The sequence below is a fragment of the Limosilactobacillus viscerum genome (assembly GCF_947387525.1).
Classification (GTDB): domain Bacteria; phylum Bacillota; class Bacilli; order Lactobacillales; family Lactobacillaceae; genus Limosilactobacillus; species Limosilactobacillus viscerum.
In genome coordinates this window covers 1-25,157 of record NZ_CANDNW010000027.1, presented here as the reverse complement: position 1 = coordinate 25,157, position 25,157 = coordinate 1, and the positions used below count along the sequence as shown (strand labels likewise).

Genomic DNA, 25,157 nt, shown 5'->3' with positions numbered 1-25,157 from the left:
ACGCCGACAAGAAGGTAGCGGGTGGTTTGACGGCAACTGTGGATAATCCAAACGTTGAGGACACAGTAACTTACACCAAGAATGCTGATGATGTCGAAACTACGACTGAATCCAAGACCGTAAAACGGACTATCGAGTACCTTGATAAAAAGACAGGCGAAGCCATTCCAAGCAATTTGGCTAAATCAGTTGAACAAGACGTAACTTTGACCCGGACGGTTTCAAACAACAAGACGACTGGTAAAGTTACCTACGGCGATTGGACAGTTGAATCAGGCAGCTGGGGCAAGGTTGTATCACCGGGCTTGACTAACTATGGCTACACGACTCCTGATAAAGAGTCTGTTGAGGCAGTAACGGTTGATGGCAATACCGAAAACAGCCATGTCAAGGTATACTACGACCACGCCACGACAACGGTAACGCCAGAAGATCCAAAGGATCCAAATACGCCAATTAATCCTAACGATCCAGACAGTCCAAAGTACAACGAAGACCAAACTAAGGTCAATGTTCCTTCAACCCAGACTATTACCTACACGGGTGCTGGCGACAAGACGCCGGCTAAGGATGTCCAAACGGGTGAGTTTGATCGGACCGTCACGATTGATAAGGTAACTGGGGAAACGATCTCATCCACTCCTTGGACTTACACAGTTAATGGTAAGACAACCACTGGTGAAAGTTTGACTTACGGAACGAAGGATACCCCAGTCGTTGACGGTTACCACGCCGACAAGAAGGTAGCGGGTGGTTTGACGGCAACTGTGGATAATCCAAACGTTGAGGACACAGTAACTTACACCGAAAACGGCAAGATTATTCCGGTTGACCCTGACGGCAACAAGATTCCGAATGTGCCAAATCCAACTTACCCAACTGATCCAACCGACCCAACCAAGGTAACGCCTGACGAACCAGTGCCTGATATTCCTGGTTACACGCCAGAAACGCCAACAGTTACGCCAAGTGATCCCGGCAAGGACACGCAAGTCGTCTACAACAAGCAGGATGGTTCTTTGACGGTTAAGTACGTTGATCAAGACAGTAACAGTGCGGTTCTAGAAACTAAGGACTTATCCGGCAAATACGGCGATAAGATCACCTATACGACGACTGACACGATCAAGTCATTGGAAGCTAAGGGCTACGTCTTAGTATCAGATGGCTTTACTGGCAAAGTTGGCTCAGAATTTGACGATGCCAACAACGGCAAGATCTACCTTGTTGTCTTGAAGCACGGTACGACGACGGTCACGCCAGAAGATCCAAAGGATCCAAATACGCCAATCAATCCTAATGATCCAAACGGACCAAAGTACACTAAGGATCAAACGGACGTCACCCGGGACGCTACCCAAACGATTACCTACCACTACAGTGATGGTAGTCAACCAGATACGCAAACGACATCAACGGAAAAGAATGCCTTTACCCGGACCGTCACGGTTGATAAGGTAACTGGAAAGACGATTAGTACGACACCATGGACAGGTTCACACACCTTTGGTAAGGTTAATACGCCAGTTATTCAAGGCTACCACGCTGATAAGAAGACAGCCGGGGGCTTGACCGCTACACCTGATCACCCAGACGTTACGGACCAAGTAGTCTACACGCCAAATGGTAAGATTATTCCGGTCGATCCAAACGGTAATAAGATTCCTAATGTGCCAACGCCAACCTACCCAACGGATCCAACAGATCCAACCAAGGTAGTACCAGACGAACCGGTTCCAACGATTCCAGGCTACACGCCGGAAACGCCAACCGTCACACCAGAAGATCCAGGGGCGGATACTCCGGTCGTTTACCACACGCCAATGACGCCAACGCCGGAGAAACCAACAACACCGACAACGCCAGGTTCGGCAGTGCCACAAGCACCTACCTCAGGCGCCACCCCAGCATCTCCAACCGCGGCTTCTACTTCTCAGGCCCCTGCTAAGAAACTCCCTCAAACTGGTGACCAATCAGCTACTGGTTTGGTAGCAGCCGGCCTAGCAACGTTACTTGGATTAATGGGAACAGGCTTAAAACGGCGGAAGCAAGAGCGGTAATGAATGCTTAGTAAAATTAAATCAACTATGTTTCCTCCCTAAGTAACCTGCGAAAGCTCCAGTTAGTTCGCTTTTAAAAGCGACTAGCTGGGGCTTTTTTTACTTAACGCTTGTTAAAGGATGAACTTATGTAAGCGGTGAATAACGACACGTCTATTAATCATATGGCTAACCCCCTATACTGAAGACATCAAATCTCAGTTAGGGGAAAGTACAGACGCATCAAACCGAATTGAAGGTATTGCCACAAGTGATGCACGACTAAAAAAACTTGTAAGCCAAAAAACTACTCCTGAAAATAGAAGCGAGGAAGAAATTTCAGGTTATCGCGATGTTTTAGCAACCATTCATGAGAATTTTCAATATATTAAAATTACACCTAACAACATTCTAGCGCTCCATAAGGAACTGTTTAATTTTACTGAAAGTACGTGGGGCGGTGAATTTAAAAATATTGATAATTCTATTGTGACTACATTTCCGGATGGTCATCAGGAGACGAGATTCACTCCACCACCGGCTTACTTAACTCCTGAACTAGTCCAAGACTTATGCACGGCTTACAATAATGCAATTACCAATAATTCTTTTCCTCCTTTAATATTAGCAGCTGCCTTTATGCTTGATTTTGTTTCTATTCACCCATTTAGAGATGGAAATGGACGGATGTCACGGCTATTAATGTTGTTAGAATTACATCAATTGGGTTTTGAAGTCGGAAAATATATTAGTTTAGAGCGCTTGATTGAAAAAACAAAAGCTGAATATTATCGAACTTTATTAGCAAGTTCAGGAACTGCTTGGAGTAATAATGATAATCATTATGGCCCCTATGTTGATTACTTTTTGAGCATCGTTCTTCAAGCATATCGTGAACTAAATACACGTATTGATTTCACTAATGATACTGAAAAAGATCCAGAATCATTAGTGCTTACTAAGTTACGTAATAGTTTAAAACCTTTATCAAGGCGTGAACTGATGAACTTAATTCCACAGTATGGTGAGAGTACTATTAAGCACGTATTAGCAGAATTACGAAAGAAGAACATAATAAAACTGGTTGGTAGAGGGAGAGCAAGTCGATATACAGTTAATGACTAATCGGTGCAATTTAAAAGTTATCGGTGCAAAATTGGCTGGTTTTGCACCGATAAAATGATTATTGCACTGAAAAATGCACACAACTAGACACACAAAGTTAAAAATAATTGGCTTAATCGTTGATATCTCAATGGTTGGAGCAATTTAACCTCCAAGCTTCTAGTCAGCACTATATAATGTTTAGAACCCTTTAACAGTAAGCATTGTTGCTGCTGTTAAAGGGTTCTTTTTTGTACGCAATTTTTTATATCTTTACTACATTTATTAAAACACTATGTTATTAGAAAATAATTTCAAGAAGTTGAAGCACTCAAAATCTTATTATGGCAGTTAGGGACCAGTACCAACGATGATTGCATCAGTGTTTTTGATCTGAATCAACTAAATTGATTATTAAATGATCTCCCTCCTCAACACTGGTGTTTGCTTTCATAAATAAACTAGACAAAAAAGTTAATAAGTAATTCAACTAGTTTAAGAGCGTTTGCTAATAGTGGATTAATACTGAAGAGGCTTAAAATTAAGGGACGGTGGCAAAACGGAATTTTGTCGCAGTCTCTAAATTTTTAAATATTGCACGCCCAACCCCATACCCCATCGTTTACTTTCAAACAGTTTATGTCAGGTATTATCTTAATCATCGCTCCTTTTCTCGGTTAGCGAGCGTAACAATACTTGTGCTAGATAACTTTTCGTGATTGTATTCTTTAACTAGCCAGGTTTGGATGGTATGCCCACACTTTAATGGGGTTGCGATTGCCTTAATTTTGCCATCTGCTACCGGTAGTAGGTGGTCTGTGGTAATATTGATGCCGATGGCAATTTGATTTAGTTTTTGATTAATGAGCCATTTGTTGGCACCAAGGGAAGCAGCAGTTTCTGCAAGGACTGTATTAATACCGCCGTGGACAATACCATATGGCTGTTTTAATTTATCACTTACTTCAACAGAAACGACTGCTTTTTTTGCGGTAATCGATTGCGATTGAATTCCAAGATATTGTAATAGGTTCATTTTTAAGGTCTCACTTTCAAAGGAGTAGATTTAATATGACAACAGTAAACTGGCAACCAGTAAAAGAATATTCTGAGATAATCTTTGAACGGGCAGGTAAGATTGCAAAGATTACCATGAACCGTCCGCAGAAGATGAATGCATTCACGCCGGTTACGATTCAGGAAATGATTGATGCATTTACTATTTGCCGTGATGATAGCACAATTGGCGTAATTATCCTAACCGGTGCTGGCGACAAGGCCTTTTCTTCTGGTGGTGACCAGGGTGTTCGCGGGAACGGTGGCTATGTTGGCCCCGACCATATTGCCCGGCTTAACGTCCTTGACCTACAGCACCTGATTCGAATTATTCCAAAACCAGTAATTGCGATGGTTAAAGGTTGGTCCGTAGGTGGTGGTAACATTTTACAACTTGTTTGTGACCTGACGATTGCGGCTGACAATGCTAAATTTGGTCAGACGGGTCCTAAAGTTGGGAGCTTTGACGCTGGCTATGGTTCTGGTTATCTTGCCCGGGTAATTGGACACAAGCGGGCGAAGGAAGTTTGGTTCTTGAACCACTTCTACAGTGCCGAAGAAGCATACCAGATGAATTGGATTAACAAGGTTGTTCCATTAGACCAGGTTGAATCAGTTACTCTTGACTGGTGTAACGAAATTTTGAAGAAGTCACCAACCGCATTACGCTTTATTAAAGCAGCAATGAACGCTGATACTGATGGCCTAGCCGGGTTGCAACAACTAGGCGGGGATGCCACGATGCTATTCTATACAACTGATGAAGGTAAGGAAGGACGGGACGCATTTAATGAGAAACGTGATCCTGACTTTGACCAGTTCCCGAAGTTCCCATAGAAGGTGAGTCAATGGAGACGCAAAATTGGTTGTTAAAGCAAGCGGCAACGCAACCGCAGCATTTGGCGGTTGATGATGGTCAGCACCGACTGACTTTTGGTCAACTTAAACAGCAGGTAGAACAAATTATTAGCCAGTTGGAAGAACTGCACCCGGGAGAAAAAGTCGGGTTGCTTGCGAATAATACCTTGCGTAGCTACGAACTAGCCCTTGCAATTTTGTGTAGTGGTCGGACGATTGTTTGGCTAAACTGGCGGTTGGCTGATGAAGAATTGCAACGCCAGCTAGCAGATAGCAAATTAGCGGTTTGCCTGGTTGAAGATCGACTCTGGCGCCCGTCAATGGATGAGCGGTTTGAAAAGTATAATTCATTTTTTGCGTTACCGCATGGCAATGGGAAAATGGTGGCCACCTTTAACCATGATCGTGTTGCCAGCATTATGTACACGTCTGGTACGACCGGTAAGCCTAAGGGGGTACTACAAACTTTTGGTAATCATTTTTATTCAGCAGTTTCGTCCGCCTTTAATTTGGGGCTAACTTCACAGGATGAGTGGCTTTGTGTAGCACCAATTTTTCATATTAGTGGGTTTTCAATTCTGATGCGCGGCCTGATTTATGGGATGACCGTGCGGCTAGTTGATAAATTTCGGGTTATGAATATTGAACGAATTTTAGTGAACGAACCGGTAACGATTATGTCAGTTGTGCCATTTATGCTAAAAAAATTAGTGGCGCAGCAAGCAATGACAGGGTGTAGTTATCACCATGCTTTTCGGTGCATGCTCTTAGGCGGTGGAACAATTGACCGTCCAACTTTGTTAAAGTGCCAAGAGCAAGGAATCCCAGTTGTTCAGTGCTACGGGATGACAGAAACTTGCTCGCAAGTTATTGCGTTACGCTCACAAGATGCGCTTGCTAAATTAGGCTCAGTTGGCCAACCGCTTTTTACGACCCAGTTAAAACTGGCAACAAATGGTGAAATCATGCTTAAAACCCCGGCACTTACTACAGGCTATTTAAATTTACCGGGGAAGTTGTCCGCTAAAATGGCACCGGGTGGCTGGTATAAGACCGGGGATGTCGGTCATCTTGACCAGGATGGTTACCTATATGTTGATGGTCGCCTAGATGAGATGTTGATTTCGGGTGGTGAAAATATCTTCCCACAGGAGGTAGAGCAAGTTTACCTTCAATATCCCGGGATTAAGGAAGTCGCGATTGTTGGCAAGACTAGTTCCGAATGGGGACAGGTACCTGTAGCATTTATCGTTTCAGACCGTCAGTTGAATAATGACCAGCTCATTGACTATGGGTATCAGCATCTAGCCCATTATAAGGTGCCGCGCCAGTATGTTTATGTTGATGAATTACCTAAAAATGCAAGTGGTAAGATCCAACGATTCTTGCTACGGCAACAGTTATCATAAAACTTTGAGGGGTAAATTTGGATTATGGAAAAATATAATAATCATGTAGTTGCTAAGCGGTGGGGTTCGTTTTTACTGCTGTACCTAGGTTACATGCTGCTATTTGCTGATCGGACAGTAATGAATATTTCGCTTGCTTATATTGGAAAAGATTTTCATGTTGGTGCGGCAGCATTGGGGACAACCGCCAGTGCATTCTTCCTAGGATATACGCTGATGCAGATTCCAGGCGGCTACTTGACTGATCGCTATGGCAGTAAGCTTTTAATTATTACCTCCTTACTTGCCTGGTCAGTAATGACAATGATAACGGGATGGGCGTGGTCCTTAACTGCACTGGTTGTAATTCGCTTCCTTTTTGGGATTGCGGAAGGCCCGTACCCGTCAGCGGCATTAAAACGGATTTCAGAGAACTACGATAAGAGGGAAAAGTCGCAAGCAACATCAGCATTGATCTCCTCAAACTATGCTGGGGCCGCGGTTGCACCGTTAATTATTGTGCCAATTATTGCTAGTAGTGGTTGGCGGAATGCCTTTGTTTGGCTGGGAATTGGCGGCTTAATCGTCATGGTGGCATACTACCTTGTTGAGCGGCCAATTAAAAATAGTTCCTTTGGCGGACAGCAACGGACAAAGATTGAGTGGAAAAACATTGATTCCCGTGTGTGGGTCTTTGTTGTAATCGGTTTGGCGCTGAACGTTATTACTAAGGGGCTTGAAACTTGGATGCCAGTTTATTTCCTTCAAGAACGGGGAATTAATCTGAAGAACCTCGCTTGGTTGGTTCCTTTACCAGTTATTTCTGGGGGTATTGCTGCCTTTATTTCTGGGTTTATCATGGTGCACCTATTTAAGAATCGTGAACGGTGGATGATTGTAATTGCCTCATTCTTGACGTTAGTCTTTATGTTTGGCTTGTTTAAATCTTCCTCACTGGTTGCGGTTGTTACTTTTGATGTTCTTATTTACTTTGTAAAGTCACTAGCCTTTACGGGGATTTTTAGTTTTACTGCTCAAATTTTAAGTGAGAAGTCATATGGTTCGTCAATTGGAATTGTTAATTTTGGTGGGCAACTAGGTGGCTTTGTCGGTCCGCTTTTGATCGGTTGGATTGTCCAGTTAGCTGGTTCGTATTCAGCTGCCTTCCTAGGGCTAGTAATAAGTGCCCTCGTTGCGGTAATTGCTTGCTTGTTTATTCGTAAAAATTAAAATTCTTGAAAAAGCAAAAGATTTTCAGCCTTGCTGTTATCTTTTACCTTGTTCATTAAGAGCGTTTAAAGACTGAATGATACGTTAAAAATAGGGAGACCGGAATTATTTAATACCGATCTCCCTATTAATTTATTTAAAGCCCTAAATACTTACTCTTAATCATTTCAGCTTTCTTCGCATGGTCTTCAGGATAGATGAAACTGTAATCAATCCCGAGTTTGGCCAGCTCATCAAGGATTGATTGCTTGTACTGAACCGGAATAATATATTTTTCCTTTTCATTGGGGTTGTCCGGATTATAAAGACTTAGCACATCGATCGCCAGCTGTGCCCGGTGCTCGACTTCAGAATAATCGATATCGACAGAGAAGTCGTATTCATCACCAATGAAAGGTACGAAGAGGAATAGTCCCTGTTGGTTTTCCATCCGTCGACTCATCCGCTTAGTGGTGACAATCTTTGGCACGATCAGTTCTAACGGGTTCAACTTATTGGCAAAACTCGGGATATCACGTTTAGCTTCCTCGAATAACCGGAGGAACGGCACCGTCTCTAAATCACGCTTAAAGTCAACAAAGTGGCTTGATTCGTCATCATCAAAATAGCTGAAGTAGCTGTTGCTCCACAATTTATGGTGGCTGGCAATGTAATCATTATCGAGCTTATAGAAGCGACTAATCGTTTGGAAGAAGGAACTTTTATCAGCCATTGACTGGCGGGCCAGGGATGATTCCAGCTGCATTTCATTGCTAAAGGCATTTTTCTTAAAGTAGTTGTGATAGGTAAGACCAATCTTGTTGTTATATTCGGCAATAAGGTTAGGCCAGCCCTGGTGGCTTAGCATCTTGGCTAACTTATCTCGGTTGGGCTGGTCCTTATAAACGTACACTTCACCGTTGCCTTGACCTCCCTTAACTGCAAAGAAAAGGGCAATTAGCGGGTTAGTACTAACATCCAGCAGGCGGGTAGGCAGGTGGTAGTGCTCCATCAATGCCATCCGTTCAAAGTTTGTCCGGCATTTTTCAAAAAGCTGGGGGTCGGTCATCAAAAAGTCATTGAACATGTTATCTTCATTATCCAGCAGTTTACGGCTCCGGAAAATAGCGGGGAGGGTGTTTGAAAAAGCGTCATCCTGCCCCCGGAAGTAGTAATTGTGTTCCTTGTTACTGATCAGCTTTTCGATCTCTTCAATATAGTTTGAAACGGTTTTGATTTCATGGATCATTTAACTAGCCTGCCTTCCCTGCACCTTAGTGTAATTGCTCTTAAATAATTTTAGCCTTGCCCCGGAAGAATTACTAGCAGTTTCTTTTTATACGGACATTAATAGCCTTATGTTTATCAACTATAAGCAAAGAAACACTGACCTGACAAGGCTATGCCTGCGAATGCCTTTTAAAATTGCTACCAAATTGTGCTTCCTAAATAATCGTACTTTTGATAAAAAGCAAATATTGAGAATTCAAATTAACGAAATAGTGATTATTTGTAACGATCGGCAGTCCCTTTATTGGCTATTTTTATACGTAAAATGAAATTAAAATTTATATTTATTCTCAGAACTTTTTATAAGAAGTAAATGACTCATTGGCTTCTTTAAATAGGCATTAAACCACAATATTGTCTAATTAGTTTTGAATGAATATAAAGAAAAGAATATTAATATAAACATGAAAAAGGATTTTATAAATATACATTTATTTATTATTCAAAATTTACTTTTAGGTATATAATCGAACGCACAAAAAGATTTTTCGGGAGGAACTGCTCTATGTCAAAGAATAATCTTTCTAGGTACCGACGGATGCAGCCACAACGGCAACGATTTGCTTTACGAAAGTTGACCGTTGGTGTGGCCTCTGTTTTATTAGGTACTACTTTCCTGGTTGGTGCAGCGCAAGCAGATGCAACACCAACGGCAAATAATGCTTCAAGCAGTGACGCAACAACAGTACCAGATGCTGGTAGTAATACAACAACGCCCGCAAATGAGCCAACAGCAGATGAAACTGCTTCTGCTACGGCGTCACTAGGCGGGACCACGACACCGGTTAATGGGCAAAATGTGATGGCCCAAAATGATACTGTCCAAATTAGGGAAACATATAGGAATGCTCATTATACTGCTGGACAGCCAATTAAAGTATCATATAGCGATGCTAATAACTGGGAAGTTGTTGGCTGGGCTAGTGGTGAGACTAGGACTCTGGGCGACAATGCCTTCACTGCAGTTAATAATGGTGATGGTTCATTTACAGTTACGCCAAATAGTACTACGGGTGAATCGGATGCCGGATTCGAGCTTAATTTTTCTTTGCGGTATATGTGAACCAGGTTAGTGAACCAACACCAACCACGCTAGCCGTAACAATTGCCCGTGGCAATGGCAATGATCAGACAACAGTTGCTTCGAACGAATTCACACCGACAATTATCCCTTACCATGATCGGGTACAATCGGATGAAATTGCACATGGTTGGGCTTCTGACACAACAAAAAGTGTAAATAAAAATGATGATAACACACGTACTATTCTTGATGGGACGAGTGCAACTCAGTCTAACCAGGACCGTAAGTTAATGCAGTACATGATCGAATGGAATTATGGTAAGGCCGGCAATACGGATGGGTCGACGCTAGCTCCACTCGATACAGCAGAATTTACTGCCCGCTTCAGCAAGGGACAAACGCTTTTACCAGACACAATCAAAGTTTTCCGCGTTTACCAGCCAGATGCAGTGGCATCCAATGGCGACCGGGTAGGGATTAACGACGTTTATAGTGATATTACTAAGACCGATCCTTCAACTGGGCAATTTCTTTACGAAGATACTGCTTTTGAACAATTCCTCAAGGATCATTTAACAGTGACGACTACTGGCAATGATGGTCAGACGAGTAACTTGTCGTGGAATGATTACCAAACGGCGTTGGCCAAGGCTAAGCAAGACCATACTGAACCGCCGCTGGTTAACGGTATTCACTTAGATGAAAGTGACATGCACCATGTTAAGTTGTCAACTGATGCGGACGGGCAGACTCATAATTTTGCTGAGAATAGTGGTGATAATACCGATAAAACAGCTTCTACACCACACTCCACGTTCTTTATCCAGATGGACACTCTTTTGGATCAGCAGATGCCACTAGAATGGACCAGACCAGGGAACGGACCAACGATCACTTATAATACTACTTCGGGTGATTTTGAAGGGGTCGGGACAAAAATAGATGCATCTGTTTCACCAGTATTTAATGGTGGTGGTAATGGGTTTAGTAATAGTAGGGCCTATACTGCACAACTGCACTTTGCAGACGTAACCGATCCAAATAATGTTAGTTCTTTGGATAGTAACCATGGGGTTTTACCACTAAACGGTGATAACCAGGAAAACGCTGGTGGGACTACAGGAATTACTTTTGCGGAGGCAGTAGATGCGATCAAGACTCTGGAAAAGGCAGGATATACTCTTGTAGGCGCATCGTATGGTAACAAGACTAGTGGAACCTACACTGGTTCAGATTTAGCTAACAATGCTGAATACGATAGTTATAATTACGGCAGCTATGGCGATAGTCACGGTCAATATGACAATGATAATGTTTTGACACACAACTTTACTTTAAACTTTGTGCGAAAGACAACGCCGACGACACCAACGACGCCGGACACCCCAAGTACTCCAGACACGCCGACGACACCAACGACGCCGGACACCCCAAGCACTCCGGATACGCCAACGACACCAGACACCCCAAGTGCTCCAGACACGCCGACAACTCCAACCACTCCGGATACCCCAGTGATGCCCGAAACACCAACGACACCGAGTGAACCGGATACACCATCAACACCGGAAGAGCCAAGCCTACCAAATGAACCAACATCAACCCCTACGGTTACTCCTAAGCCAGCGATAGAGCCGGTGAATAACCAGCAACCGGTGGCAACCAGTACTCAACGGTTACCACAAACTGGCAATCATAACAGCATTATCATTGCTGCACTAGGGATTGCCCTTGGAATGTTTGGACTTGGTCTTGCACGAAAGAAAGATAAGTAATACCTAACCCATATAAAAAGACTTCAATAACATTACAGGTGCTGCGGGAATTGCAGCATTTGCTAATGGTCATTGAAGGCTTTATTTAATAAAGTAAGTTAACGTTATTGCCATTTTTCAATCCGCCGGCGGTTAATTCGGAAGCCCTTAACGGCCCAGTTAATCCACCGACTGATTGTTTGCTGGCCGAGACTGAGCGGCCGCGAAACGGTTTCCTCAAAGGTATCCATGTAGAGGTTGCCATACTTATCTAAATGGCCGAAGGGACGATTGTCGATTTTAAAGACGTAGGTGTTCTCTCCGCCCTTTGCGGGATCGACTTCTACTTGGTCATCTTTCATTACTGATAGTAAAGCTTTTGTTGACATTGCTTCCATTACCCAAATCCCTCCTTATAACTTTATTGTAGGCTGATTTTCTAGTATCGTTAAATAAAACAGCGTTATGATAAGCAATGAGGTGATTTTAGTATGAATACAGATACCTTTCAGAGTCTGCAAGATTGGTTGCATGGCCGCCATTACGACATTAGTCGGGACAGTGACAAATTAACCTTAACCCGTGGCGGCAAAACAATGGCGGTGGTAACTCCACCTGACCGTTACCAAGTCAGTGCTGTTGATATGAACTTCAATGAGTGGGTGGAGTTCAACAAGTGCATTCGCAACATCCGTCACTACTTAACTACCCAGGATCAGTAAATGAGGAACGAAAGTGACTAAGCAAGAACTAGTAAATACGGTTAACCAGATAACTTACATTGGACAACATCGGAAACAATTAATTAGGAGTGGGCAACAGGAACGTCAATTCCGCAAGCTAAGTCGGCTAAATAAGTCATTAATTAATGAACTAATTGATAGTCTTAGCGGTAAATATGCACCAAAAACAATTCAACGACACCAGTTACGGCTAGATGCTTACTTAAACGAATATTTGGCGCCGCAGCTTTTGACGGTTTTTGACGATTATGCGTTAAAAATTGAGCGAGTACTTTTTGGTGGCTTTACCTATTATGAAGTTAAGGGGATTAAGACGGCACTAAAAAAGCTTTACCAGTTTTTATTTACTGCCGGTTTAATTGATAAGCAGGTTGAAAGCAAGTGCAAGAAGGAGATTAATCAGCAATTAAAGAATTGCAATGAGTCGCTTTCCGTTGACTGTGAACGGCTTCTTAACAGTTATTGTATTGCAATGTCGCGAGCCTATGGTTTGATTCCTTGCGACCAGGCTTTTCGCATTATTGTAAGGCAAAATCCTTCTCGGCATTTAACAGCTCGCCAATTTCAAAGCTTTATTGCTAAACAATGCGGTGCCGGGTATCGGCGGGCTTACTATATAATTTGTGCTGAAGGGATTCCGGTGATTGCTTCACCACTTCATATTCAAAATACGGATGAATTATACGAAAGCCAAATGATGCAAGCATATCGGGTACCAGCTAAAAAGCAGTTACTGAAGTTAAGCAATTTTAAGTATTTACCGGGTCAGGCAGCACTGGAAAAGTATAGCGAATGCCTGAAAAATGAGTTAAATATTGCAACAAGCGGCCTTGAACATGATTACTCACTGTTCCAGATGATTAACATTTTTAATGCCAACTTTTTCTTGTCACCAATTGAAATTTTTGATTTAGTGATTAAGGATTTGGAGAATAATGGTCGTCATTTTCGTAATCAAGCTTCACGAGAACGATTTATTACTGTTTTGACTGAAGTAAGCTATAACATTCCGCAACAGGTAATGCGGGGGTATGACATGAGGGCTTTCCAGGCCCCAGCTGCAAAATTATCTATTCTAGCTTTAATGGAGGGTAAAACAAAAATCGATCGCGAAGTCACACGGGCACTTGAAAAAGGAACGATTGATCCGAATGAACTAGTATCATACTTGCACGAGACTGACGATCTGGATGTAATCACCAAACAAGCGATGATTGATCAGATCAACGCACTTGGACTTCCATCACTGGATGATGAATATAAATAATAAGAAAGAACCAAATTTATAGCGTATAGTATCTTTGCTATTACTATTTTGTTAAACTACCTCCTAACTAGGAGGGATAATTTGACATTAAGGACACAAGCAGTAACGTTGCGCTTGCCGGAATACTGGTTAGTGAAGCAGCTATACTACCGGGCGTTCCCCAGCTATGAGCAGGAAAGCTGGCTCCGGCTGATGGGGAAACGTTTATCACGGCGTGCCGACTTCACTGCTTTTTATGATGGCTCGCAGTTGGTCGGTTTTACCTACCTGATTCACCACCAGGACGTACACTACCTGCTTTATCTTGCTGTCAATGACCAGGTAAGGTCGCAGGGGTATGGTAGTCGGATCTTACAGGCAACCTGTTGTCGTTATCCTGGTGAAACAGTGGTCTTAGATATCGAGCAACTTGATCCCCAGGCGGCAAATAATCACCAACGGCAGCGACGCCTGCATTTTTACCGGCAAAACGGCTTTGACTTGACTGACCGGTTAACACCGACTGCGGATGTTACTTACCAGATGTTCAGCAATACCAGTGAGGTTGATCAGACCAAGGTAGACCGCATCTTTAACTGGTTTAACGGTCGGACATTTTAGTAGAAAATAATCTAAATCATGTTATAATTTACGTAGAGAATAAGTCGTTAGGTGCATGGCATTTAACAACACAAAAACCCCTCAGTTAGGTTCCAATTTGCTGAGGGGTTTTTATTGTGGGCTTCTTGCCGTTCGATTACTCGTTACTTATTGTGGTTGTTAAGCCACCAACCAAATAATGCTACTAAGAGCGCATTAACGAGCGAGAATAAGTCGTCAAAAAGATGCATGACAATCACCCCCCTCTCCATCACGACAAGGGGACGAACGACCTATTTATTATATCATGATAAGTTGTTGATATATCAATAATACAAAGTACTATTACTAGATTTCAATTAACTAAATAATATTCTTAGTTCTAAAAAAAGAAGGGATAAATATGGGATTTAATAACCGAATTAAAGAACTCGGCTTTACTCAAGAAAAATAGGAGGGCAGTTATATGTTGCCCAGTAGATCTTTTCTAATTAGTATCAAGGAAACAGTTATCCTGACCTAAATATGCTGCGTAATGCTTCGGAAATGGAATTCAAAGAATTTTCATAAATAAAACCTTGAAACAATTAGGTATGAAAGATCAGGTACAATTTTGGTGGAATCAGTTCATCGAATTTAACCAAACGAGAAAGATACTTATCAAAGATAACCCATATGAAGCTAAATTGTTCAATTAAACGAACAGAATAATTGGACACTACTTTATTAAATACAGGAATATTGAGCGTATAATACAATAGTGATAGGAAGGTAAAACTTAATGCAATTTAAAAACGAAAATATTAACGGCTTAAATATATTTTACCGAGAAGCTGGCTCCGTAGATAAGCCAGTATTCTTACTTCTGCATGGCTTCCCAAGTGCTAGTCATATGTTTAGAAATTTAATACCAATATTAGAGAATGACTTCCATATAATTGCCCCTGACTATGTTGGCTTTGGGCAATCTGCAGCACCTGAACATACTAAGTTCAATTACTCATTTGAAAACTTAACAAACTACGTGGAAAATTTATTAAATAAGCTGAATATTACTAAGTTTTATATGTATGTTTTTGATTATGGTGCCCCAATTGGCTTTAATTTAGCTGTTCGACATCCTGATCAAATTCAAGGAATTGTTAGTCAAAATGAGAATGTTTATCAAGAAGGGCTTGGTACTAAGTGGGAGGACCGTAAACAGTACTGGGCCCACCCAACAAAAGAATTACGGGAAAAGTATAAAGTAGCGTTTGCTCCTGAAACAATTAAGGACCAATATATGACTGGTGAAAAAACTGGTTCGGTAGGTCCTGATGGTTATACTCTGGATATTCATTACACTGAAAGTTCAGATTATGCTGAACGACAATCTGATCTAATTTTTGACTACCAAAATAATGTGGCAAATTATCCGAAATACCAAGCATATTTAAGGCAATACCAGCCAAAATTATTAGCCGTCTGGGGTAAAAATGATCCTAGCTTTATTTATCCTGGCGCAGAAGCCTTTAAAAAAGACGACCCGAATGCGGAAATTCATTTGTTAGATGGCGGTCACTTTGTCCTAGAAACTCACTGGAAAGAAATTGGTCAACTGATTTTAAAAACCTTCGCTAACACAAACAACCTATGATATAAATCCATCTATATCAAAGTGAACAATACGGTACACAAATGAGGTTCAGAGCCCGTCAAAGTGACCCGTACCCCAGAAGTTGATTTTGAACTCTGGGATACGGGTCATTTACGTCTTTACGGTCTCTACTTCTCCAAACATCTATGTCAGGCCATTTCTCGGAATCAGTTCATCAAATTTAACCAAACGAGAAAAATACTTATTAAAGATAACTCGGATGAAGTTAAATTAACGAGTGACCGTAACATAAGCGCCCCTTTTGTTGCTAAGGATGATATTCCAAAAATATATAAGAAAGTCATTCTTTTATAATATATTATTCTGCCGGTATTTAGAATAAAAATGAATTTATAGTATTGCATTGCCAATCGTCGTTGGAGCTACTATGATAGTAACAAACCAAGTGATGAATTTCACGAACTCCTAAATCAGAAGTTGTGACTTAGAGGAGGAAATTTCAATGACTTCAAAATATGAAACTGAATCAAAGGGTTACACGATGACAACGGTAATGCAAGAAGCTGCTCGCTGCCTGCTGTGTGAGGACGCACCTTGTTCTAAGGCCTGCCCAGCACACACCAACCCAGCAAAGTTTATCCGTAGCGTCCGTTTCCGTAACGTAAAGGGTGCCGCTGAAACCATCCGCGAAAACAACGCCCTCGGTGCGATCTGCGCGCGGGTTTGTCCAACGGAACGTTACTGTGAAAGTGCATGTACACGGGCAAAAATTGACGGCCCAATTGATATTGGTGGGATCCAACGCTACGTTACCGATATGGAACGGAAGACGAACATGCAGATCCTCCACGCCGGCAAGCCTAATGGCATGAGCATTGCCATCATCGGTAGTGGTCCCGCTGGCCTCCAAGCCGCAACAACCCTCCTGCAAAAGGGGTACGCCGTTGACATCTATGAGAAGAACGCCAAGGCTGGTGGTTATCTGACTTACGGGATCCCCGAATACCGTTTGCCAGAAGCAATTGTTGAGTATGAAGTTCAACGGATTATCAACCTCGGTGCCAACATCAAGTGCAATACTGCTGTTGGGAAGGACATTACCATGGACGAACTGAAGTCCAAGTACAATGCCGTTATTGTTGCTATTGGTGCTAGCGAAGCAAAGACTATTCCAATGTTTGAGCACAACATTTGTACGGAATCTGCTATTTCCTTTCTGGCCCGGGCTAAGGAAAGCAAGGGCCATCTTGATGACCTGCCTGACAACGTGCTGGTTATCGGTGGCGGGGATGTCGCCATGGATGTTGACACGACCCTGAAGAAGCTCGGCGTCCACCACGTTACCGACATGGTTTACGAAGAATTTTCCGAATTTAAAGCCTCCAAGAAGGAACTAGCCGGTGCCCAGCGTGAAGGGGTTACCATCGTGGACGGTTACGTACCAACTGGTGTTACCCAAAATAAGGTAACCTTTAAGCACCGCAAGATTAACAGTGAGATGACCATTACCGTTGATAAGATTATCCTTGCCGTTGGCCAAAAGGTAAATGCGGACGGACTGGACATTGATATCCAGCACAACGAAATTCCGTTCCGGGAAGCCCGGTTCCACACTAAGGATCCCCAAGTATTTGCAACTGGTGATCTTGTGGATGGTGATAAAACCGTGGTGGTTGCTGTTCAAAAGGGGAAAGAAGTTGCCGAAGAAATCGATCGTGTGTTAGGGGGACAAGATAATGATTAAGAAGGATCTATCAATTGACTTTTTAGGGGTTCACTTTGAAAACCCGTTCTGCTTGTCATCTTCGCCGGTTGGCAACTGCTATGAAATGTGTAAAAACGCCTATGATGCTGGCTGGGGTGGGATTGTCTATAAGACCCTGTCACCAGACCACTTTATCATTGACGAAGTATCGCCTCGGTTTGCCCAGTTAAGCAAGGAAGGGACGCCATTTGTCGGCTTTAAGAACATGGAACAGTTGGCCGAGCACCCAATGGTTCAAGACCTGAATGATATGCGGCGCCTAAAGAAGGAATACCCTAACAAGGTGCTGATTGCTTCCATCATGGGTGAAACGCCGCAGGACTGGACCGACCTAGCTAAGCTGGTTACTGACGCCGGTGCCGACATGATCGAATTAAACTTCTCGTGTCCACAGATGACTTCCCACACTATGGGTTCTGATGTTGGTACTAACCCTGAATTATGTAAAAAGGATTGTGCAGCGGTTAAGAAGGGGACTAACCTCCCAGTAATGGCTAAGATGACGCCAAATATCACCACTATGATTCCGGTTGTTAAGGCCTGCTTAGAAGGCGGTGCCGATGGTGTATCCCTGATTAACACCGTTAAATCAGTAAGTGATGTTGACCTTGATAACAAGATTGCCTTGCCAAACATCAATGGTAAGTCAGCCGTTTCTGGTTTATCCGGAAAAGCTGTTAAACCAATTGCCCTCCGCTTCTTGCAACAAATCCGGTCAGCAGCGGGGCTAGAACAAGTTCCAGTTGCCGGGATTGGTGGAATTGAAACCTGGGAGGATGCAGCTGAATACATCCTTCTTGGTGCTTCAACTGTCCAGGTCACGACCGCCATTATGCAGTACGGCTACCGGATCATCGAAGATTTGACTAATGGCCTGATGCACTACATGGATGAACAGGGCGTTGACCACTTGAAGGACCTGGTTGGCCTGGCAACTAAGAACATTGTGCCAACCAACAAGCTTGACCGGGACTACGTGGTTTACCCTAAGATTGACTGGGACAAGTGTATCGGTTGTGGTCGGTGCTTCATTTCTTGTCAAGATGGTGCTCACCAAGCAATGGGCTGGGACGATGAAAAGCGGCGGCCAGTCTTTGACTCCAGCAAGTGTGTAGGTTGCCAACTCTGTGCGCTAGTTTGCCCAGTTGGTGCAATCAAACTAGGGATTGCTAAGATGAAGCCGGGTCGTAAGGGTGAACCCGATAAGATCGATGCGTCATCATTCCAGCTGCCTAATTATGATGAGAGTACTACAAAGTAAGTGAGATCAAAAAAATCCGCAATTTCTCCATGCACGGAAATTGCGGATTTTTTTGTTAAGTTAAGTTGTTTATCCAGGTTGGCTTAGGCCTTGAAGATACTTTGATTTGAACCAGTCAGCTTGATCTTGTCGAGCCCGTTGTTAAGTTCATAGTGGTCGGCGCTGACCTTGTCTTCGCGGTAACCGGCCTTAGCGAAGGCATCAGCCAAGTTAGCCATGAATTTTTGACCAGCAGCGGCTGTCTTGTAGATCATGCTGTCCAGGTACATTGGCCGGTCAGCACTTTGCCGTACCAGGGTAATCAAGTAAACCTGTTCATCCGTCTTACTAATGTTTTGCGTATTTTGCATTAATGACATATGAATTCCCTTCTTTATGTTAATAGCTTTTCGCTACCTTCATTATATTTCATTTAAACTGGCTTAGCACTGTTTTAGGATGCTTTTATTAACTGTAAGCGGTTTATCTAAAATTATTTTAAATTAATGCGTTCACTTTCTGAAAAATGACTATAATAGAAGGTGAAAGGAAGCATAATCATGAAGATTGATGAAGATGCTCTTAAGAACTTCCAAAACTCGAAGTTCAATTTTGTTGATGCAAAAGGTAACGATGTTGATTTTAGCAACTTGAGCGACGACATAAAGTACACGCTTCGCGACGGTGACACAATCGTTCAAGACGACATGACTGTAAAGGATGTTGTTGATACCATCAACGATGAATATGGCAAGAAGCTAGATGTTTAATTTGTCACACATAACAATTGTTATCTAACTGGCATTTTCGGGTGGTTGCCTGAAAGTGCCTTTAATATTTTAAAGAGGGAAAATAAACGGCCGCTAGCGTTTGGTAAGTCAAATGCTAGCGGCCAATTTAAGTTTAGGCGGTTGCTTTTTGTTTATTAGGCTTCAAGCAGAAACCGACGATAATGGTAAGAAGTGTTACCAGGAATGGGAAGAATGCCCATGGGATAAACTTCAGTGGGTTAATCTGCAGAGCCCCAGCGATGAAGACTCCGGAAACACTCCAAGGAACAATTGCGTTGACCGCGGCCCCGGCATCATTCAGGATTCGAGTAAGGAATTTTCGCTTCAAGCCCAGCTTGTCAAAGGACTTGAGGAAGGATTGACCCGGCAGGATGATGGCAAGGTAGTGTTCACCGACCATCAGGTTAACCCCGATACAAGTGATGGCGGTGGCAAGGGTAACCCGGCCAGCACTCTTAACAATTCCGGACAAGTGTTCAATGATGGCGTTGATAATGTTGAACTTGATCAAGAGACCACCAAGGGCGAGGGCAAAGACAATCAGAGCCAGTGAAGTAAGCATACTTGAAATCCCACCCTTGGAAAGCAGGGTATCGATTGTTTTATCACCGGTATGGGAAACGTAACCCATCATAATAGTCTTAGTAATTGAGGTGATACTGGTAGCAGGTGCGTGGATCCAACCGAGGGCGGCAGCGAAGAGTGAACCGAGCCCTAGGGAAGGAATAGCAGGTACTTGGAGAATGGCCAGTACGATCAGCAGCAGGACTGGTAATAAAGCCCAACCGGAGATCCAGAATCCATTGGCTAAACCATGCATCATTTGGTGAACGGCATTCAGACTAACTTGCTTCGAATTGAGACCAAGAACAGTGTAGAGGACAACGCAGATTGCCCAAGCGGGGATATCAGTAATTAACAGTGAACGGATGTGTTCGTAGATGCTGATTTGACCGACACTGGCCGCCAAGTTGGTGGTACCAGAGAGTGGTGAAATGTTAGATCCACAGAAGGCACCGGAGACAATTACCCCTGCAGTTAGTCCAGGGTTGATTTTCAAGGTAGCACCAATCCCAATGAAGGCAATCCCCATTGTTGAAACGGTAGTAAATGAACTACCACAAGCTACCCCAACTAGGGTACAGACAATGAAGACCGTTGGCAGGAAGAACTTGACTGAGATGATCTTGAAACCAAAGTACATGATGGTAGGAATGGTTCCGGAGAAAATCCAGGTGGCAATCAAGACCCCGATGGAGAGGAAGATTACCAGTGGGTCAACCCCAGCACGGAGCCCCTCACGCATCCCGTTCATAACGGTGTCCCACTTAAAGCCCCGCAGCTTCCCGTAAACAGCCAGGAAGGTGAAGGCGATAAATAGCGGTGCTTGTGGTTCCTGCTTTTCAAAAATGATCAGGTAACCAAGGATACATAGGATGACAAACAAAACGGCTAGACTTTCACCAAAACCAAAGACCGGTTCAGGTTTATTAGAAGATTTCTTAAAAATACTCATAATGATTTCACTCCCTGTGAGAAAAACAAAAAACACCAACTAGACATGAGACATTGCTCAACCTAGTTGGTGTTCCCCTTATTTATGGAAGAATAACTGCTCAACAAAAAAGCTAACACCTTTACTAGATTGTTTGACACCTAGCAAAGGACTCACTAAATACAGCTCTGCTTAGGTGCGAACGCCTCTGTCCGCACCTAAGAGGTACAGACATTAACTTGAATAAGCATCGCTGTAATAATACATTACGGTTGTATTTAATGAGTGTTGAGTCATTATCATTCGTTCCTTTCGTTTGATGTTGCTATTATTAAAACATTCTCATTTTAATTTGTCAATCTCTAATTTTATATTTTTTTTACGAGAGTAATACCGATTTTAGATGTTATATAATGTAGGAAGAATAATCGAAAGGGGCCTTTAATAATGGAAAATCCAATTTTGAAGCGGTATGCAGTGCGGAAATATCAACCAACAGCGGTGGCAGTGGCAGACGTTGATCAGTTAGTAGCGGCGTTTGAAGCAGCACCGTGTGGGATGCACCAGGTTGCGGACATGGAGGGTGCGGTTATTACTGACCCTAAGTTACGAGACGCGGTTGAAGATGCCAGCAATAACGCTTGCTACGGTGCGCCGCTCTTATTTGCAATTGCCACGAAGAAGGATAGCCAATTTGGCGAGCGGGATGCATCAGCAGCGGCAGAAAACGTAATGGTGCAAGCTGCCGCGCTTGGCCTTGGCTCGGTATATGTAATGAGCGGTGCCTTGGCAGTTAATGGTCATCCGGACCTATTGAAGCAAATCGGTGTTGATGATGGGTACCAATTAACCGTAATTGTTGCCGTTGGTAAGGCCGCTGAAGAATCACCAGCCCCTGACCGTTCTAACCGGTACAAGGTGGTTAGAAATTAAAAAAGGTAGGTATGGAACTAAATAAAATAAGAGACCGCAACAGAATCGGGCTCTGTTATGGCCTCTTTACTAGAGTGAAGAGATAATATGTCAACAGTAAGAATTTTTACGAAACAATTTTGTCCAGGATGCCGGATGACGGAGAGGTTGCTTGATGAGTTGGGCGTCAAGTACCAAGAAATAGATATCTCAGCGGATCCCGAAGCAGTAGTTGCCTTACGCAAACTTGGCTATTCTAGCGTGCCGATTGTGATGGTAACGGGAGAAGATGGTAATGTAACCGGGTGGACGGGGTTTCGCCCCGACCGGATTAAACAGTTATTTAATTCGTAACGACAACCTTAGTCCCTGCCGGTAGCCCGTGTTCTAACCATTTGGCATCGGGGACTGAAAGACAAACACATCCTGGAGAGCTTGGCTTTTTGCCGAGCTTTTTTGCTTCTGATTTAATGTATTGGTGGTTAGGACCGGTTACAACGGTGTGGAATAGGTAGTTGCCATTCCACGAAACATAGTAATTTGCTCCCAACTTCAGATTGGGGTTATATACCCAATCACCGCGGGTGTCACGGGTAGCATAGGTTCCCGTGGGCGTAACACTCTTATACTTTCCGCTGGCGGGATCTTTTTGAAATCTGCCAGCAGTACTGTACATGGTGTAGATTAATTTTTGCCCACTATAGATGTAAGTGCGGTTGTGTTTGAGACTAACCTTGACCCATAAGTTTGGCACCTTTTGCAAGTCCGGGTAGGCAACTGTTTCCGATGATTTTTGCCAGTCGATTGGCGTTCGCATATGACTGGCATCGGCATGGTAGGGGATGGTTGAGGTAATGACTATTGAACCTATCAATAACAATATTCCTTTAATAAATTTCTTCATTAAATATTCCTCGCAATAAAAACATTATTACTATTATAAGCTTTTCTTCCAGGTTGAGCTCACTTAATTTTATTAAGATATATACTTAATAAAATAATGAATAGGATAAAATACTTACGAAAATTAATTCACTCTGGTAGAGTAACCACTTGTGAAAAAAAGAATTGATTAAAAGGAGTGTTTAACTATATGGAAGAAATGCCACAAGCACGGCAACAAGTCCGTCACCCCAAATTAGCAATGGTTAGTATGCTACTGGGGGCGTTCGTCGGGATGTTTAGTGAAACTTCATTGAACATTGCGTTACCAAAATTAATGGCGGCCTTGCAAGTAAATACTGCCACTATTCAGTGGTTAGTTACTGGATACATGTTGATTATTGGAATTGTTTTACCATTATCAAGCTTAATTTCCAAATGGTTTACTACCCGGCAAATTATTACGTTTGCCCTGAGTGACTTTATCGTAGGTGCAATTATTTCCGCTTTAGGTAGTACGTTCCCAGTTGTTCTGGTTGGACGGATGATCCAGGGGATTGGGACTGGTTTGATTTTGCCACTGATGTTCGCGGTGGTTATGCAGATTTTCCCACCACAAAAGATCGGTGCCGTAATGGGAGTCTGTGCGCTGGTGATTATGTTTGCTCCTGCAATTGGGCCAACATTAACTGGTTTAATTCTTGCCAAGTTATCATGGAACTGTATCTTCTGGTTGTTTGTTCCATTCTTATTGATTGCTTTGATTTTTGCGTTAACCTCATTGGAAAACGTAGGTAACTTAACCCGTCCACATGTTGATGTATTATCAATCCTTGAATCCGCAATTGGTTGTTCAGGGTTAGTAATTGGTGCTTCACTTTCAAGCCGTGATGGCTGGTTATCAGTACCGGTACTCTGTGCATTAATCATCGGGATTGTGGTATTACTACTATATATCCACCGTCAATTGAACCTTGATGAACCAATTTTGAACTTACGCGTCTTTAAGAACCGGGCATTTGCAATCGGTGCCTGCCTAGTGATGCTGGACTTTGGGATCATTTTATCCGCAATGTACCTGTTACCAATGTATATTCAAAACGGGCTGCTATTACCTGTTGCTTTAACCGGGATCATTATGCTTCCTGGTGGGGTTGTCAACGCTTTGACTTCTGCAGTGGCTGGTCGTTTATATGACAATGTTGGTGCAAAACGGCCTGCAATGTGTGGATTCTTGATTGCCCTGGTTGGTGCAATTATGCTTGCTGTTGCGACGCCTCATTCATCTGTTGCCTACATTATCGCAGCACATGTTATTTTGATGATTGGTTGCCCATTAGCAATGTCACCATCACAAACGAGTGCCTTGAATGCTTTACCAGGGATGCAGTCGGGGGATGGTAGTACTATCTTGAACACTATGCAACAAGTAATCGGTGCATTAGCCACGGCTTTAGCAACCAGCTTCCTTGAACTGGGTCGTAATGTCGGTACCGGTTCAGCGGCAGCCCGGTTTACTAACGGTGCGCACTACGGATTTTACTTTACAATCGTACTGGTTGTCATTGGGTTTATCCTCACACTGATGATGCAGGATAAGGCGAAGAGTAAGGATCTGGAATAAATTAAAATTACCCCTTGCAATTGGGGACCATTTAACTTAAAGTAGATAACTGTTGTCTCACAAACAGCTATCTACTTTTTTATTTGCCATTCAGTAAAATTCACAATCTTCTGAATGTAGTTCCTTGAGAACTAGTTTTTAAGACTAGATGAAGAGCAAAACATTTATTGTTGGTTGGCACTCAACTGAAAGATAACGTTGAAATGCTTGCTACTGCGTGGCCTGAAAATAAAATAAAAAAAGATTGCAAATAATTGTTGACGAGTTATTGGTGAGATGATATTATAAATAAGCTGACTTGTTACGGAGCGGCAATTAATTAAATGAAATTAGTTGTTGACTTCCTGACGATCAGATGATATAATAAAATTGTTGGTTAGGCGCTGCTTAATCAGCAAGGTAGACCTTTGAAAACTGAACAAAGTTTCGACGAATCAAATGTGTAGGGCCTTCGATCACTTCAGTGATTGGAGCAAAAACATTTGCGAAGTCAATTCGCTTAATTAATTTGAAATAGAGCTATTCAAGTTCTTATATTTT

General features: G+C 42.8%; 23 protein-coding genes. 17 read left to right on the top strand and 6 right to left on the bottom strand.

Translation table 11 applies throughout. The annotated features are described in order from the left end of the window. On the top strand, window positions 1-2,060 hold a 2,060-nt coding region (locus QOS07_RS07645), incomplete at its 5' end, for a mucin-binding protein (RefSeq protein WP_283588379.1). A 141-nt stretch (window positions 2,061-2,201) separates the two neighbouring features. Next, entirely contained in the window at window positions 2,202-3,164 is a 963-nt protein-coding gene (locus QOS07_RS07640; protein ID WP_326521331.1) for a Fic family protein, read from the top strand. Window positions 3,165-3,801: 637 nt separating this feature from the next. Here QOS07_RS07640 and QOS07_RS07635 read toward each other — a convergent pair. Next, on the bottom strand, window positions 3,802-4,179 hold the full coding sequence (locus tag QOS07_RS07635) for a PaaI family thioesterase (RefSeq protein WP_283588378.1): 378 nt from the start codon (window positions 4,177-4,179) through the stop codon (window positions 3,802-3,804). A 35-nt stretch (window positions 4,180-4,214) separates the two neighbouring features. Between QOS07_RS07635 and menB the strand changes: the two genes are divergently transcribed. The 3 genes from menB to QOS07_RS07620 are packed head-to-tail and all read left to right on the top strand — an operon-like array spanning window position 4,215 to window position 7,675. Next, a complete protein-coding gene (gene menB, locus QOS07_RS07630; RefSeq protein ID WP_283588377.1) occupies window positions 4,215-5,036 on the top strand; it encodes a 1,4-dihydroxy-2-naphthoyl-CoA synthase in 822 nt (273 codons plus the stop codon). 11 nt (window positions 5,037-5,047) lie between these two features. Next, a complete protein-coding gene (locus tag QOS07_RS07625; protein ID WP_283588376.1) occupies window positions 5,048-6,466 on the top strand; it encodes an o-succinylbenzoate--CoA ligase in 1,419 nt (472 codons plus the stop codon). 24 nt (window positions 6,467-6,490) lie between these two features. Then, complete coding sequence (locus QOS07_RS07620) at window positions 6,491-7,675, top strand: MFS transporter (RefSeq protein ID WP_283588375.1); 1,185 nt, start codon at window positions 6,491-6,493, stop codon at window positions 7,673-7,675. Window positions 7,676-7,811: 136 nt separating this feature from the next. Here the strand turns inward: QOS07_RS07620 and QOS07_RS07615 are convergent, their stop codons facing one another. Beyond that, entirely contained in the window at window positions 7,812-8,903 is a 1,092-nt protein-coding gene (locus QOS07_RS07615; protein ID WP_283588374.1) for an FRG domain-containing protein, read from the bottom strand. 546 nt (window positions 8,904-9,449) lie between these two features. Here QOS07_RS07615 and QOS07_RS07610 point away from each other — a divergent pair. Continuing rightward, entirely contained in the window at window positions 9,450-10,007 is a 558-nt protein-coding gene (locus QOS07_RS07610; RefSeq protein WP_283588373.1) for a YSIRK-type signal peptide-containing protein, read from the top strand. Next, window positions 10,004-11,743, top strand: coding sequence for an LPXTG cell wall anchor domain-containing protein (locus tag QOS07_RS07605; RefSeq protein WP_283588372.1), 1,740 nt, complete (start codon window positions 10,004-10,006; stop codon window positions 11,741-11,743). The genes QOS07_RS07610 and QOS07_RS07605 overlap by 4 nt, the downstream gene beginning before the upstream one ends. Window positions 11,744-11,847: 104 nt before the next feature. Here QOS07_RS07605 and QOS07_RS07600 read toward each other — a convergent pair whose 3' ends face one another. Further along, a complete protein-coding gene (locus tag QOS07_RS07600; protein ID WP_283588371.1) occupies window positions 11,848-12,120 on the bottom strand; it encodes a hypothetical protein in 273 nt (90 codons plus the stop codon). 93 nt (window positions 12,121-12,213) lie between these two features. On the opposite strand from QOS07_RS07600, the gene QOS07_RS07595 reads away from it, so the two are divergent. The 6 genes from QOS07_RS07595 (at window position 12,214) to preA (ending at window position 18,934) form a co-directional block, all read left to right on the top strand. Next, entirely contained in the window at window positions 12,214-12,444 is a 231-nt protein-coding gene (locus QOS07_RS07595; RefSeq protein ID WP_283588370.1) for a hypothetical protein, read from the top strand. A gap of 13 nt (window positions 12,445-12,457) precedes the next feature. Next, a complete protein-coding gene (locus tag QOS07_RS07590; RefSeq protein WP_283588369.1) occupies window positions 12,458-13,732 on the top strand; it encodes a hypothetical protein in 1,275 nt (424 codons plus the stop codon). Between the two features lie 81 nt (window positions 13,733-13,813). After that, window positions 13,814-14,332 (top strand): GNAT family N-acetyltransferase, encoded by a 519-nt coding sequence (locus QOS07_RS07585; protein WP_283588368.1) that lies wholly within the window; start codon window positions 13,814-13,816, stop codon window positions 14,330-14,332. A 760-nt stretch (window positions 14,333-15,092) separates the two neighbouring features. Beyond that, a complete protein-coding gene (locus QOS07_RS07580) occupies window positions 15,093-15,947 on the top strand; it encodes an alpha/beta fold hydrolase (RefSeq protein WP_283588367.1) in 855 nt (284 codons plus the stop codon). Window positions 15,948-16,410: 463 nt separating this feature from the next. Further along, window positions 16,411-17,652, top strand: a complete 1,242-nt coding sequence (locus tag QOS07_RS07575) for an FAD-dependent oxidoreductase (RefSeq protein WP_283588366.1) — start codon at window positions 16,411-16,413, stop codon at window positions 17,650-17,652. Beyond that, window positions 17,645-18,934 carry an NAD-dependent dihydropyrimidine dehydrogenase subunit PreA gene (preA, locus tag QOS07_RS07570; protein ID WP_283588365.1) on the top strand — a complete coding sequence of 430 codons (1,290 nt, stop codon included), beginning with the start codon at window positions 17,645-17,647 and terminating at the stop codon, window positions 18,932-18,934. The genes QOS07_RS07575 and preA overlap by 8 nt, the downstream gene beginning before the upstream one ends. An 83-nt stretch (window positions 18,935-19,017) precedes the next feature. Here the strand turns inward: preA and QOS07_RS07565 are convergent, their stop codons facing one another. Then, window positions 19,018-19,293, bottom strand: a complete 276-nt coding sequence (locus tag QOS07_RS07565) for a hypothetical protein (protein WP_283588364.1) — start codon at window positions 19,291-19,293, stop codon at window positions 19,018-19,020. Between the two features lie 180 nt (window positions 19,294-19,473). Between QOS07_RS07565 and QOS07_RS07560 the strand changes: the two genes are divergently transcribed. After that, window positions 19,474-19,683, top strand: a complete 210-nt coding sequence (locus tag QOS07_RS07560) for a hypothetical protein (RefSeq protein ID WP_283588363.1) — start codon at window positions 19,474-19,476, stop codon at window positions 19,681-19,683. 133 nt (window positions 19,684-19,816) lie between these two features. Here QOS07_RS07560 and QOS07_RS07555 read toward each other — a convergent pair whose 3' ends face one another. Continuing rightward, window positions 19,817-21,220 (bottom strand): Na+/H+ antiporter NhaC family protein, encoded by a 1,404-nt coding sequence (locus tag QOS07_RS07555; protein ID WP_283588362.1) that lies wholly within the window; start codon window positions 21,218-21,220, stop codon window positions 19,817-19,819. A 426-nt stretch (window positions 21,221-21,646) separates the two neighbouring features. Between QOS07_RS07555 and QOS07_RS07550 the strand changes: the two genes are divergently transcribed. Beyond that, entirely contained in the window at window positions 21,647-22,132 is a 486-nt protein-coding gene (locus QOS07_RS07550; protein WP_283588361.1) for a nitroreductase family protein, read from the top strand. Window positions 22,133-22,219: 87 nt separating this feature from the next. After that, window positions 22,220-22,465, top strand: a complete 246-nt coding sequence (locus QOS07_RS07545) for a glutaredoxin domain-containing protein (protein ID WP_283588360.1) — start codon at window positions 22,220-22,222, stop codon at window positions 22,463-22,465. Here the strand turns inward: QOS07_RS07545 and QOS07_RS07540 are convergent. Beyond that, entirely contained in the window at window positions 22,455-22,928 is a 474-nt protein-coding gene (locus QOS07_RS07540; protein WP_408613352.1) for a L,D-transpeptidase, read from the bottom strand. The genes QOS07_RS07545 and QOS07_RS07540 overlap by 11 nt on opposite strands. Window positions 22,929-23,204: 276 nt before the next feature. Here QOS07_RS07540 and QOS07_RS07535 point away from each other — a divergent pair, with 276 nt between their 5' ends. Next, window positions 23,205-24,617: a DHA2 family efflux MFS transporter permease subunit gene (locus QOS07_RS07535; protein ID WP_283588358.1), complete on the top strand. Its 1,413-nt coding sequence runs from the start codon at window positions 23,205-23,207 to the stop codon at window positions 24,615-24,617. Window positions 24,618-25,157 lie beyond the last annotated feature (540 nt).